This window comes from Allorhizocola rhizosphaerae (assembly GCF_003426775.1).
Lineage (GTDB): Bacteria > Actinomycetota > Actinomycetes > Mycobacteriales > Micromonosporaceae > Allorhizocola > Allorhizocola rhizosphaerae.
Window position 1 is genome coordinate 1 of the sequence record NZ_QJUG01000226.1, and the last position, 13,435, is coordinate 13,435.

Here is a 13,435-nt window from a genome sequence, read left to right on the forward strand (position 1 = left end):
CCGGGCGCCGGTGACGGGTGGGTTGCGGGCGGAAGGACTGTGGGTGCTGGCGTCGGGAGGACTGGGGGAGGGAGGGCGGTGGGGAGGCCGGGGAGGAGTGGGGGCTCCCAGAGGGCGAAGGTGGTGGCGCCGCGCGGGGCGGTGTCTTCGGTGACGGCGATGACGGGGCGGCCGATGAGTTTGGTGGCGGAGGTTGCGGGATCGCCGGAGGTGGCGGAGGCGAGGAGGAAGACGGGGCGATCGGCGGTGAGGCGGCGCAGGCGGCGCAGGACATGTGCTACATGGGCGCCGAAGACGCCGCGGTAGCTGTGGCACTCGTCGACGACAACGTAGTGGACATGGCGCAAAAAGGGTGACCAACGTTCGTGTTGCGGCAGGAGCGAATGGTGCAGCAGATCCGGGTTGGTGAGCACGAAGTTGGCGTGCTGGCGGACCCATTCGCGCTGCTCCCGACCGGTGTCACCGTCCAGTGTGGCCGGTCGCACGCCCGGCACGTTCAGCGCCACCAGCGTGCGCTGCTGGTCGGCCGCGAGGGCCTTGGTCGGCGCGAGATAGAGCACGCGCGCCCGCGGGGACGTCAGCAGTGCGCTCAGCGTGGGCAGTTGGTAGGCCAGCGATTTGCCCGAACCGGTGCCCGTGGCGATGACGACGTCGTGCCCGTCGTGGGCCAGCGATGCCGCCGACACCTGGTGCCGCCAGGGCGCCTTGATGCCCGCCGAGGCGAACGCCGCGACGACCGGCGCAGCCGCCCAGTCGGGCCAATCGTCGACCGCCCCGGGCCGGGCCGGGAACACCTCGACGTGCGTCACCTGGTCGCGCCGCAGCCAGTCGGGGAGCCGATCCACGCCCAGCAGGCTAACCCTTCGTACAGGTGTATGGACAACACCCCAGGTGACGACGGCGATCCGAAATCTCGAAGGTACCGTTACGATGTGCCGATGGAGCTGTCGTTGGCTACCAGGGTCGTCTCGGCGCACACCGTCCTCGAGGTCGGTGGCGAGGTGGACGTGTACACCGCGCCCAAGCTGCGAGAACGAATCACGGAGCTGCTCGACGGCGGCATCGGAGCGGTCGTGGTCGACCTTGGAAAAGTTGAGTTCATGGATTCGACCGGGCTTGGTGTCCTGGTCGGGGGCTATCGCAAGTCCCGCACGGTCGGGGCGAGCTTCGGCGTGGTGTGCGGCAAGGAGTCGCTGCTGAAGATCTTCCGGATCACGGGGCTGGATCAGGTACTCCCCCTTTATCAATCCATCGACGCGGCGACGACTGCGTGAAATGGCCACCGTCCGCCTGGAGTTCTCGCCTGAGCCAGCCCATGTCCGCACGGTCCGCCTCGTCGGGGTAGCCGTCGCCCGCCGGGCCGGAGTGGCCGACGATCAGCTCGACGAGGTCAGGCTGGCGATCGGTGAGGCGTGCGCGCGGGCTGTGGCCCGGCATCAGCGCCTGGGCATCCGGGACTCGGTGGAGGTCGCGTTCAGCGACGGCGACCGCTACCTGGTGAAGGTGGTCGACCGGGCCGCGGACGCCGAGCAGATCGACGGCGACGAGCAACTGACCATCGACGTGAGCGCGACGCTGCTGCAGGGGCTGGTGAAGGACCTGCACATGGCCCCGCTGGCGAGCGGCCCCGGCACCGAGGTGCGCATGGGCTGGCCAGTGCGCCGCAGAAGCCGCTGAGACTTGCCCAAACACTTGAGTGTGTGGTTGCCACTCGGCGGGTATGCGGCCTTGCGGTGCCCGAGGCCTGGCCGGACGGGATGATCAATAGATGCCGGTGAGCGACGACGGAAAGCTGCCGAGCCTATCGCACAAACAAGCGGGCGCGCAGCGGCAAAGATCACCGCGACACAGCCCTACCTGGGTGTGACCTCCCCCACGTGCGGGGATTAGAGTGCACGGGTCGTTTCAACTACGTAAACCCCGCCAGCTGCAACAAGGCGGGACATCAAGTGGAGGACAAGGATGTCCGGGTTTCACCAACTCGCCGCGCAAGGCGATGCGGTGCCCATTTCCAGCGAAAACGTGACCTATGTAGTGGTCGCGGCCGTGATCGCACTCGTGGCGCTTGGCTTCGCAGCCGCCCTTGTGCGCGCGGTACTGGCAACTGGTAAGGGCACCACCAAGATGCAAGAGATCGCCGGGGCCGTTCAGGAAGGGGCCTCCGCGTACCTCTTCCGGCAGTTCAAGACGCTCGGCGTCTTCGTCGTCCTCGCGGTCATTCTGCTTTTCCTTCTGCCCCTGCACGCCACCGACAATGAGACCGCGGTGAGGATCGGCCGTTCGGCCTTCTTCGTGGTGGGTGCGGTCTTCAGCGCCTTCATCGGTGGTGCCGGCATGGCCCTGGCCACGCGCGCGAACCTGCGCGTAGCCGCGGCCGCCCGGGCCAAGGAGGGCGGCCGCGAGCAAGCCATGTCCATCGCCTTCCGCACCGGTGGTGTGGTCGGCTTCATGACGGTCGGCCTTGGACTGTTCGGCGCGGCGATCGTCGTGCTGCTGTACAAGAGCGACGCACCGACCGTGCTTGAGGGCTTCGGCTTCGGCGCGGCCCTGCTGGCGATGTTCATGCGTGTGGGCGGCGGCATCTTCACCAAGGCCGCCGACGTGGGCGCAGACCTGGTGGGCAAGGTCGAGCAGGGCATTCCCGAGGACGACCCGCGCAACGCCGCGACGATCGCCGACAACGTGGGCGACAACGTCGGTGACTGTGCCGGGATGGCCGCTGACCTGTTTGAGTCCTACGCCGTGACGCTCGTGGCCGCGCTCATCCTGGGCAAGGCCGCCTTCGGCGAGAAGGGCCTGGTCTTCCCGCTGATCATCTCGGCTATTGGGGTGTTCATCGCGATCGCCGGCGTGTTCCTGACCCGCCTGCGCAAGTCCGACCGCAGCGGCATGACCGCGATCAACCGCGCGTTCTACGCCTCTGCCGGGATCTCCGCCATCGTCGTGGCCGCCGCCAGTTTCTGGTACCTGCCCTCGAACTTCGATGCGCTGGGCAAGCCCGATATCGACGGCAACCCGCAGGTGATCGCCATCGGGGCGGTCATCATCGGCATCATCCTCGCCGCCGCGATCCAGGCACTGACCGGCTACTTCACCGAGTCGAACCGCCGCCCGGTGCGGGACATCGGCAAGACGTCGGAGACCGGCCCGGCGACCGTCATCCTGTCGGGCATCAGCGTCGGCCTGGAGTCGGCCGTGTACTCCGCGCTGCTCATCGGCGCGGGCGTGTACGGAGCGTTCCTGCTCGGCGGGGGCAACATCACACTGTCGCTGTTCGCGGTGGCTCTGGCCGGCACGGGCCTGCTCACCACGGTGGGCGTGATCGTGGCGATGGACACGTTCGGCCCGATCTCCGACAACGCGCAGGGCATCGCCGAGATGTCCGGCGACATCGACAAGCAGGGGGCCCGCACGCTCACCGAGCTCGACGCCGTCGGCAACACGACCAAGGCGATCACCAAGGGCATCGCGATCGCGACCGCCGTCCTGGCCGCGACCGCGCTCTTCGGGTCCTATATGGACACGCTCAGCGCCTCGCTCATCACGGCAGGCGAGACCACGGCCGGGTTCGTCGACAGCCTGATGAACGTCGCCAACCCGCGCAACCTGGTCGGCCTGCTGATCGGTGTCTCGGTCGTGTTCCTGTTCTCGGGTCTGGCCATCAACGCCGTGTCCCGCAGTGCGGGCGCGGTCGTGCACGAGGTGCGGCGCCAGTTCCGGGAGCTGCCCGGCATCATGGACGGCACGCAGCGTCCGGAGTACGGCAAGGTCGTGGACATCTGCACGCGCGACGCACAGCGTGAGCTGATCACCCCGGGCCTGCTGGCTGTTCTGGCCCCGGTCGCGGTGGGCTTCGGCCTCGGCCCGGGTGCGCTGGCGGCCTACCTGGCGGGTGCGATCGGCGCCGGTACCCTCATGGCGGTTTTCTTGGCCAACTCGGGCGGCGCCTGGGACAACGCCAAGAAGATGGTCGAGGACGGCGCGCACGGCGGCAAGGGTTCGCCCGCGCACGCCGCGACCGTCATCGGCGACACGGTCGGCGACCCGTTCAAGGACACCGCCGGTCCGGCCATCAACCCGTTGATCAAGGTGATGAACCTGGTGTCACTGCTGATCGCCCCGGCCGTGGTGGCCTGGACCTACGGCACGGACGCCAACACCGGCCTGCGGGTCACGGTCGCGCTCGTCGCGGCCGCGATCATCGTGGCGGCGGTGGTGTTCAGCAAGCGCAAGCCGATCACCGTCTCCGCGCACGACGAGACCCCGTCGCAGCCCGCCAGCCGGGAAAAGGTTAGGGCGTAACGGATTATCACTAACGCAGGGCCGGGGCGAACCTCTAGGCTGCCTTCATGCGAAGGCCCCTGATCGCTCTGGCCCTGCTTGCTGTCCTGGCAGTGACAGGGGGTCTGGCAGGGTGTTCGAGCGGGCCACCCCCACGCGCCTGGGCGGCCAGCGTCTGCGAGGCGCTGACCCCGTGGCGGGCCGAAATCGACACTCTCACCACCCGCGCGCAGGAGCAGACGCCGCACGCGGCAACGCCCGAGCAGGCCAAGGACAATTTGGTGCACATGCTCGAAGGCGCGCGGGACGCGAGCGAGCGGGCCCGCGGCAGGGTGGAGGCGGCCGGCGTGCCCGAGGTGGAGGGCGGGCAGGCGGTGGCGGCGGGCATGGTGGATTCGCTGCGCAAGGTGCGTGACGCCTATGCCAAGGCGCGCGTCACCGTGGATGGGCTGCCCACGACCGATCCGCCCAAGTTTTACGACGGTGTGGAAGCGGCGATGAAGACACTGCAGCAGGAGTACGCTGCGAGCTCGCTCGACACGAGCAACCTGCACTCGCCCGAGCTGCAGAAAGCCTTCGCCGAAGTACCAGAATGCATCTCATGAAGCCGAAGTGCCGGGGACGCGTCTCATGACGCCGAGAAGCTGGGGACGCGTCTCATGACGCCGAAGTGCCGCGGACGCATCTCATGACGCCGAAGTCCCGGGAAGCCATCCCATGACCGATCGGCAGTTGGTCATCTTCTCGGCTTTCTCGGCCCGGCCGTCCATTGTGGACCTAGTGGGGCTGCTGATGTGTGACGCCGAGGTGACCAGCATGGGCGGCACGGCCCGGGTGTCGGTCGTGGTCCCCGACGCCTGGCGGGTGCACTGCCTGGCCGCCGAGTTCATGGCGCGGCGGCTCAGCTACGGCTGGAAGGAGCATCCGGGTGGCGGGTTCTGGGTGCGCACCTCCTATTCCGCGGCCCTCAAGACGCTCACCACGCCCTCCTTTTTGGACGGGCATCGGCTGCGCCTGTGGTACATAGCGGCGGGCACGATCGAGGAGGGCGCGGTGATCCTGCGGCTGAGCAACAACCAGGCGCTGGCTCGCCCGGCGCTGGCACCGTTGGGTCTGGACGGCACGATCGAGCGTGGCCCCGCCATCCGCATCGAGGGCGCGGGCAAGATTGCCCGCCTGGCCGACCTGATCGGCGAGCGCCCGTCGGCGGCCCCGGCAACAGCGTGGCCGGGTCAGACCGATGCATGAGTTGTCAGACGACCGGCTGGCGGCCGCCGGTGTGCGGCTGTGGCTGGTGCACGACAGCAACAAGCCACGCAAGCTGAAGTACAACCTGATCGCGGCGCGCGAGCAGGGGCATCACACGTTGCTCACGTTCGGTGGGGCCTATTCCAACCATTTGCGGGCCGTGGCGGATGCCGGCCGGGAGCACGGATTCCAGACCATCGGCATCGTGCGCGGGGAGCAGACACTCCCGCTCAACGAGTCCCTCGCCCATTGCGTGGCACAGGGCATGCGATTGTCCTATCTAGACCGTTCGTCGTATCGCCGGTGGCGCCTGCACATCGGCGATCTGCGCCGCCGGTTCGGTGAGTTCTTCCTGATCCCGGAGGGCGGCAGCAATGCGCTGGCCGCGCTGGGCTGCTCCGAGATCGCGTCAGGCATCGACGCGCGCTACGACCTGATCTGCTGCCCGGTCGGCACCGGTGGCACGCTCGCCGGCCTGGCCGCCGGACTGCCGTCGGGCACCGCGGCACTGGGCTTTTCGGTGCTCAAGGGTGGCGACTTCCTCGCCGAGGAGGTCGCGCAGCTGCAGCGGGAGGCGTTCGGCAGGGTCTCGCCCAACTGGCAGATCGAGCTCGGCTTCCACTGCGGCGGCTATGCCCGGCGCAACGCCGAACTCGACGACTTCCTGGCCGATTTCCATGCGCGCCATGGCATCGAGCTCGACTGGGTGTACGTGGGCAAGATGATGCTGGGCATCTTCGCCCTGGCCGCGCGCGGCCGACTGCCATCCCGTGTGGTGGCATTGATCACCACCTAATCGCGTCGATCATGAACTTATGTCCATTCTCGACGGCGGGTGGCTTCCGAAACTTCATGATCGCCGCCCTGGGTGCCGCGTGGGTTGACCATGAAGTTATTGCGGCGCGCACCGTCGAACATGGACGTAAGTTCATGATCAGCGGGCGCGGGTGGCGGATCCGGGCGGCCAAGACGCAAGTCCGTGTCGATGTCGTCGCGCTCGCATCGGCCGATCACGGGGCGAAACGCAGGGTCGTGACCGTGGGTGAGGCAAAGTGGGGCGACAAAGTCAGGCCCCACCACGTCAAGCGGCTGCGCCGCGCTGTTGAGCTGCTCAGTGACCGCGGCTACGACGTGTCCGGCACCAAGATCCTGTGCTTCGGCGGCTCCGGGTTCGATCGCGAGGTCACCAAGTCGTCCGGCGCCCTGTCGGTGAGCCTCGATGACCTGGTTGCCGGGTGGATTTCGGGTGCTTTGCCCGCCGGGCAGAGCGCGCGGGGGAGCGGTACCGTCCCAATTTGATCTTTTGATCTTCTCCGGCGATGTATCGTGCAGAGCGATCGATGGGGTCAGGAGCGTGGCGGGGAGGTTAGGCGTTACCGTTTACGTTCTGCCCAGTTCCCATAAAAACACGCACCGCGGAGAGTGAACGTGCCGACAGCAGCCAAGAACCGGCTGGTCATCGTCGAATCGCCGGCGAAGGCCAAGACGATCTCGGGCTACCTCGGGCCAGGCTACGTCGTCGAAGCGAGCTTTGGCCACATTCGCGACCTGCCCGCCGGTGCGAAGCAGATGCCGGAGAAGTACAAGAAGGAACCGTGGGCCTACCTGGGCGTCGATGTCGAGCACGGGTTCGCGCCGGTGTACATAGTCAATCCTGACCGGCAGCGGCATGTGACGAAGCTCAAGTCGCTCGTCAAGGACGCCGACGAGGTCCTGCTGGCCACGGATGAGGACCGCGAGGGCGAGGCGATCGCCTGGCACCTGGTCGAGACGCTCAAGCCGAAGGTGCCGGTCAAGCGGATGGTCTTCCACGAGATCACCAAGCCGGCGATCCAGGCGGCCGTGGCCAACCCGCGCGACATCGACCGTGATCTGGTTGACGCGCAGGAGACCAGGCGCATCCTGGACCGGCTGTACGGCTATGACGTGTCTGCCGTGCTGTGGAAGAAGGTCCAGCGGGGCTTGAGTGCCGGCCGCGTGCAGTCGGTGGCCACCCGGATCGTGGTCGAGCGCGAGAAGCAGCGCATGGCCTTCCGCTCCGCGGAGTACTGGGACATCGCGGCCACGCTGTTGACGGCGGAGAAGGCTTCGTTTACGGCGACGCTGATCGCGCTGGACGGAGATCGGGTTGCGACCGGCAAGGACTTCGAGCCGACGACCGGGCGCGCCAAGAGCAATGTCGTGCATCTCGATGAAGGGGCGGCGCGTGGGCTGGCGGCCCGGTTGGATGATCGCGACTTTGTGGTCACCCGGGTCGAGGAAAAGCCGTACCGCAGGCGGCCGTATGCGCCGTTCATCACCTCCACGCTGCAGCAGGAGGCGGCACGCAAGCTGCGCTTCTCCTCCCAGATGACCATGCGGATCGCCCAACGGCTGTACGAGAACGGCTATATCACCTATATGCGGACCGACTCGGTGAACCTGTCCGAGTCGGCGATCGCCGCCGCCCGTGCCCAGATCGAGGCGCTGTACGGGCCGAGCGCGGTCCCGCCGCAGCCGCGCCGCTACACCGGCAAGGTGAAGAACGCGCAGGAGGCGCACGAGGCCATCCGCCCCGCCGGCGACGTCTTCCGCACCCCTGGTGAGGTCGCGAAGGAACTGTCCACTGAGGAGTTCAAGCTTTACGAGCTGATCTGGCGCCGGACGATCGCGTCGCAGATGACCGACGCGGTGGGGCAGTCCGTGAGTGTGCGGATCAGGGCGGTGTCCATCAACAACGAGGAGTGCGACTTCGCCGCGTCCGGCAAGACGATCACCGATCCGGGCTTCCTGCGCGCCTACGTCGAGTCGTCCGACGACGCCGACGAGGATGCCGAGGACGCGGAGCGCCGGCTGCCGGTCCTGCAAAAGGATCAGCACCTGACCGAGGACGGGCTGGAGCCGGTCGGCCACACCACGCAGCCTCCCGCCCGGTACACAGAAGCGTCTTTGATTAAAGCTCTTGAGGAGCTCGGGGTGGGGCGGCCGTCGACCTACACCCCGACGCTCCAGACGATCCAGGACCGTGGATATGTGTTCAAGCGTGGGCAGGCCCTGATCCCGACGTTTGTGGCGTTCGCTGTCATCGGGCTGCTGGAGCAGCACTACCCGCGCCTGGTCGACTATGACTTCACCGCGGCCATGGAGGACCAGCTCGACCAGATCGCGGGCGGTGACGCGACCTCCCTGGAGTTCCTGACCTCGTTCTACTTCGGCTCGCCGGCGGCGCGCGAGGGCTCGATCGCCCATGCCGGCGGCCTGAAGAAGATGGTCACCGAGAACCTGGGCGAGATCGACGCGCGCAGCATCAACTCCATCCCGCTGTTCGACGAGATCGTCGTGCGGGTGGGGCGCTACGGGCCCTACCTGCAGAAGGGGTCGGAGGAGGGCGACCGGGTGTCCATTCCGGACGGGATGGCGCCCGACGAGCTGACCCCGGAGAAGGTCGAGGAGCTGTTCCTGGGCGGGGGCGGCGAGCGCACGCTGGGCAACCACCCCGAGACCGGCGAGGCGATCGTGCTCAAGTCCGGGCGCTACGGGCCATACGTGTCCAGCGGGGAGGTCAACGCCTCGCTGCTGAAGACCCAGTCGCCCGACACCCTCACCCTCGACGACGCCGTGCGCCTGCTGTCGCTGCCGCGCCTGGTCGGCAAGGACGACGAGGGCGTCGAGATCTTCGCCAAGAACGGGCGCTACGGGCCGTACATCGAGCGCGGCAAGGACTCGCGGTCGCTGGACAACGAGGAGAAGCTGTTCACCGTCACCCTCGACGATGCGCTCGCGCTGCTGGCCCAGCCCAAGATCCGAGGACGGCGGGAGCCGCAGCCGCCGCTGCGCGAGCTCGGTGTAGACCCTTTGACCGAAAAGCCATTGGTCATCAAGGACGGCCGGTTCGGACCGTACGTTACGGACGGTGAGACGAACGCCTCCCTCAGAAGGGGGCAGACCCCTGAAACAATGACCGTCGAACTCGCGAGCGAAATGCTCTCCGAGAGGCGGACCAACCCACCGGCGCCGAGGAAGAAGGCGGCGGCCGCTTCGAAGAAGGCGACATCCGCGAAGGCCACCACAGCCAAGGCCACCACAGCCAAGGCCACGACAGCGAAGAAGACAACGGCCAAGAAGGCGGCACCGAAGAAAGCCACGCCGGGGAAGAAGGCGAAATGACACTTACCCGCTCTAGATTCGTTGTCCCTGGGTAGGGTGTCAGCAGCAAGGAGCGGTTAAGTGAGCACACAGACTGTCAGCGCTGGACCCCTGCGCCGGGTGCCGGTGCAGGGCCGAAGCGTGGCGAGGGTTCAGCGCATGCTCGACGCGTGCGCCGAGCTTATAGATGAGGTTGGGTACGACGGTCTCAGCACGACTTTGCTCGCCGAGCGGGCGGGGGTGGCCATCGGCTCGGTCTATCAGTTCTTCCCGGACAAGCGGGCGATCGTGCAGGCCCTTACGCTGCGCAACGTCGAGGCCTACCTGGCCCGGCTGGCCGACCGGATCCCGGCCGGCGAGCTGAAGCACTGGTGGGACGGCGTCGACGGGGCGATCGAGGAGTACATCGAACTGCACCGCAGCGTGCCCGGATTCCGCACGCTGCACTTCGGCGACGTGGTCGACGTGCACCTGATCGACCCTGAGCGGGACAACAACGCGGTGATCGCCGACCATCTGGCCGAGCTGCTCATCCGGTACCACTCGGCGCCCGACACCCCCAACCTCAGGTTCGCGCTGATCGTGGCCGTCGAGGCGGCAGACGCGCTGATCAAGCTGGCGTTCCGGCGCCACCCCGAGGGCGACGAGGCCATGCTCAGCGAGGCCAAGACGCTGGTGCGAGGCTATCTCCAGGTCGCGCTCACGCGTTCCTCGTGAAGGTTTCGGGTTCTTAGGGGAAACCTTCAGGGAAGATCCGGGTAGAGGCGTGCGCGCACACCGCTAGAGTGAGCCCGAAGGGTCCATTAGCGGAAGGCACAGCCATTTCAACGAAGGCCGAAACGGCGCAGATGGAGCTGTCGGGAATGGCGGAGCTGCGCGCAATCCTGCGCATCCGCCCCTTCCGCCGGCTCTGGCTCGTGCTGGGCGCCGCCTCGCTCGGTGACTGGCTCGGCCTGCTGGCCACGGCGACGTTCGCCGCGGCACAGGTCAGCGGTGGGGCGGCGAAGGGGTTCGCGTTCGGTGGCGTGATCGCGGTGCGGCTGTTGCCCGCGCTGGTGCTCGGGCCGCTCGCGGGGGTGATGGCCGACCGGTGGGATCGCCGGTACACCATGGTCGTCTGCGACGTGCTGCGGTTCGTGCTGTTCGCGTCGATCCCGACGGTCGGGCTGGTGACCGAGGACGGCGCGCTCACGGTCGGGTGGGCGGCCATCGCCACGTTCCTCATCGAGAGCGTCACGCTGATCTGGATCCCGGCCAAGGAAGCGGCCGTGCCCAACCTCATCCCCCGGGCCCGGCTTGAGGCGTCCAACCAGCTCACGCTCATCACGACATACGGGGTGACGCCGGTGCTCGCGGCGCTCGTGCTGGCCGGGCTCAACCAGCTGTACCAGACGCTGCAGAGCATCCCGATCGAGATCGCCGCGTGGGCCGAGCCGTCGAGCCTCGCGCTCTACTTCAACGCGCTGTCCCGGCTGGCCACCGCGCTTGTGGTGTTCTACGGGATCAAGGAGATCTCCGGGCACAACGGCAAGGATCACCCCAGCGCCGGCATGGTGCGCCAATTCGTCGAGGGGTGGCGGTTCGTCGGCGGTACCCCCATGGTCAGGGGTTTGGTCTTCGGCATCCTCGGCGCCTTTGCGGCCGGCGGGGTTGTTATCGGTACCAGTCAATTCTTTGCGGGCGAGCTGAACGGCGGTGACTCGACCTTCGCCATCCTCTTCGCCGTCATCTTCATCGGGCTCGGTCTGGGCATCGGGCTCGGGCCACGGCTGGTCGGCGCGCTGTCGCGGCGGCGATGGTTCGGCCTGAGCATCATCCTCGCGGCCGGGTCGGTGGCGCTGCTGTCGTTGGCCGTGCACCTGTCGATCGCCGTGTTCTTCACGCTGCTGGTGGGTGCGGGCGCGGGCATGGCGTTCCTCTCCGGCACGACGCTGCTGGGCGGCGAGGTCGGCGACGAGGTGCGCGGGCGGGTGTTCGCGGTGGTGCAGACCGGCACGAGGGTCGTGCTCATGCTGGCCATCTCGCTGTCCGGCGTGATGGTCGGCCTGGGCGGGTCGCGGGCGCTGGCCAACACCGGGCTGTCGATCTCCTCGACGCGGGTGCTGCTGGGGGTGGCCGGGCTGCTGGGGGTGGCCGCGGGCATCTGGGCATTCAAGCAAATGGATGATAAGCCGGGGGTACCGATCATCGCCGACGTGATCGGGTCGATGCGCGGTCGGCCGTTGGGGGTGCCAGAGCCGGTGAGCGGCGGAGTCTTCATTGTGTTCGAGGGCGGCGAGGGAGCCGGCAAGAGCACGCAGATCCAGCATCTGGCCCAGCGGCTGCGGGCGCAGGGGCGCGAGGTGCTGGTGACGCGGGAACCGGGCGCGACCGAGCTGGGTGCGCGGGTCAGGCGCATGGTGCTGGAGTCGCACGCGTCACCGCGGGCGGAGGCGCTGCTGTACGCGGCCGATCGGGCGCATCACGTGTCCACGGTGGTAAGGCCGGCGCTCGCGCGGGGCGAGATCGTGATCTCCGACCGCTATGTGGACAGCTCGCTGGCGTACCAGGGGGCGGGGCGGGCGCTCGCGGTCGGCGAGATCGCGTGGCTGTCCTCGTGGGCGACGGGCGGGCTCAAGCCCGATCTGGTGGTGTTGCTGGACATCGAGCCGCGGGTGGGTCTGACCCGGGCCGGGATGCGAGGGCTGCCGGACCGGCTGGAGCGGGAGTCGATCGAGTTCCATGAGCGGGTGCGGGCGCGGTTCCTGGACCTGGCGGCGGCCGAGCCCGGGCGATACCTGGTCGTCGACGGGACCGACGACGAGAAGCAGCTGGCCGAGGAGATCGCCGACCGGGTCTCGAAGCTGCTGCCCGAAGTGGACGAGCCCGGGCAGGCCGATCGGGTCGCGGCGAAGGTTGTCGTAGCGTCGAGTTAGCCTTCACGGGTGTCTTCTGGAGGCGATGTCTTCGCGCAGTTGGTCGGGCAGGCGAGCGCGGTGGCGACGCTGCGGGCCGCGGCCGGCGGGCAGGGCATGACGCACAGCTGGTTGTTTGTCGGGCCGCCGGGGTCGGGCCGGTCGGTGGCGGCGCGCTGTTTCGCCGCGGCGTTGCAGTGCACTTCCACGCCAGTGGGGTGTGGCGAGTGCGCCGGGTGCCATACGGTCATGACCGGCAGTCATCCCGACGTGCAGTTCGTGGTGCCCGATGGGCTGAGCATCCCGGTGGCGCAGATGCGTTCGCTCGTGATGCGGTCGGCCACTGCGCCGACCTCCGGGCGGTGGCAGGTCCTCGTGGTCGAGGATGCCGACCGGTTGACGGAGGCGGCGGGCAACGCGCTGCTCAAGGCCGTCGAGGAGCCTCCGGTTCGGACGGTGTTTCTGCTGTGCGCGCCGTCGGACCACCCCGATGACGTGCCGCTGACGATCCGCTCGCGGTGCCGGGTGGTGACGCTGCGCCAGCCCGCGCCCGAAGACGTTGCGGCCCTTTTGGTTTCGCGCGACGGGGTGTCGCCGGACCTCGCTGAGTGGGTGGCCGACGCGGCGCTCGGGCATGTGGGCCGGGCACGCTGGCTCGCCTCCTCCGCTGAGGCGCGCTCCCGGCGGTCCGCGGTTTTGGCCATCCCGCGGCAGCTGACCGGCGTTGGCGCGTGCTTCGAGGCGGCAAGCAGCCTGATCGCGGCGGCCGAGGCGGAGTCGGAGGCCGCGACGGCCTCGGTCGACGCGTCCGAGCGGGCGGCGATGGAGACCGCGCTGGGCGCCGGTGGCACGGGCAAGGGCGCGGCGGGCGCGGCGCGCGGCATGGC

12 protein-coding genes are annotated in these 13,435 nt (G+C 68.3%); 11 read left to right on the top strand and 1 reads right to left on the bottom strand.

Annotated elements, in window-relative coordinates:
- The coding region (locus DM816_RS33825; RefSeq protein WP_162908105.1) for a DEAD/DEAH box helicase at window positions 1-845 on the bottom strand (845 nt) is incomplete at its 3' end.
- A gap of 93 nt (window positions 846-938) precedes the next feature.
- Here DM816_RS33825 and DM816_RS33830 point away from each other — a divergent pair.
- The 11 genes from DM816_RS33830 to DM816_RS33880 all read left to right on the top strand — a co-directional run.
- On the top strand, window positions 939-1,274 hold the full coding sequence (locus DM816_RS33830) for an STAS domain-containing protein (RefSeq protein ID WP_117214538.1): 336 nt from the start codon (window positions 939-941) through the stop codon (window positions 1,272-1,274).
- 1 nt (window position 1,275) lies between these two features.
- A complete protein-coding gene (locus DM816_RS33835) occupies window positions 1,276-1,677 on the top strand; it encodes an ATP-binding protein (protein WP_117214539.1) in 402 nt (133 codons plus the stop codon).
- 285 nt (window positions 1,678-1,962) lie between these two features.
- Complete coding sequence (locus tag DM816_RS33840; protein ID WP_117214540.1) at window positions 1,963-4,302, top strand: sodium-translocating pyrophosphatase; 2,340 nt, start codon at window positions 1,963-1,965, stop codon at window positions 4,300-4,302.
- 47 nt (window positions 4,303-4,349) lie between these two features.
- Window positions 4,350-4,886, top strand: coding sequence for a hypothetical protein (locus DM816_RS33845; RefSeq protein WP_117214541.1), 537 nt, complete (start codon window positions 4,350-4,352; stop codon window positions 4,884-4,886).
- Between the two features lie 112 nt (window positions 4,887-4,998).
- A complete protein-coding gene (locus tag DM816_RS33850; RefSeq protein WP_117214542.1) occupies window positions 4,999-5,529 on the top strand; it encodes a hypothetical protein in 531 nt (176 codons plus the stop codon).
- Window positions 5,522-6,325, top strand: a complete 804-nt coding sequence (locus tag DM816_RS33855) for a 1-aminocyclopropane-1-carboxylate deaminase/D-cysteine desulfhydrase (protein WP_117214543.1) — start codon at window positions 5,522-5,524, stop codon at window positions 6,323-6,325. Before DM816_RS33850 ends, DM816_RS33855 begins: the two co-directional genes overlap by 8 nt.
- Before the next feature lie 11 nt (window positions 6,326-6,336).
- Window positions 6,337-6,828 carry a hypothetical protein gene (locus DM816_RS33860; protein ID WP_162908106.1) on the top strand — a complete coding sequence of 164 codons (492 nt, stop codon included), beginning with the start codon at window positions 6,337-6,339 and terminating at the stop codon, window positions 6,826-6,828.
- Window positions 6,829-6,957: 129 nt separating this feature from the next.
- Window positions 6,958-9,675, top strand: a complete 2,718-nt coding sequence (topA, locus tag DM816_RS33865) for a type I DNA topoisomerase (RefSeq protein ID WP_117214548.1) — start codon at window positions 6,958-6,960, stop codon at window positions 9,673-9,675.
- A 138-nt stretch (window positions 9,676-9,813) separates the two neighbouring features.
- Window positions 9,814-10,371 carry a TetR/AcrR family transcriptional regulator gene (locus DM816_RS33870; RefSeq protein ID WP_117214545.1) on the top strand — a complete coding sequence of 186 codons (558 nt, stop codon included), beginning with the start codon at window positions 9,814-9,816 and terminating at the stop codon, window positions 10,369-10,371.
- Window positions 10,372-10,517: 146 nt separating this feature from the next.
- On the top strand, window positions 10,518-12,569 hold the full coding sequence (tmk, locus tag DM816_RS33875; protein ID WP_246002512.1) for a dTMP kinase: 2,052 nt from the start codon (window positions 10,518-10,520) through the stop codon (window positions 12,567-12,569).
- 9 nt (window positions 12,570-12,578) lie between these two features.
- Window positions 12,579-13,435: DNA polymerase III subunit delta' (locus DM816_RS33880; protein ID WP_117214547.1), on the top strand; the 857-nt coding region annotated here is incomplete at its 3' end.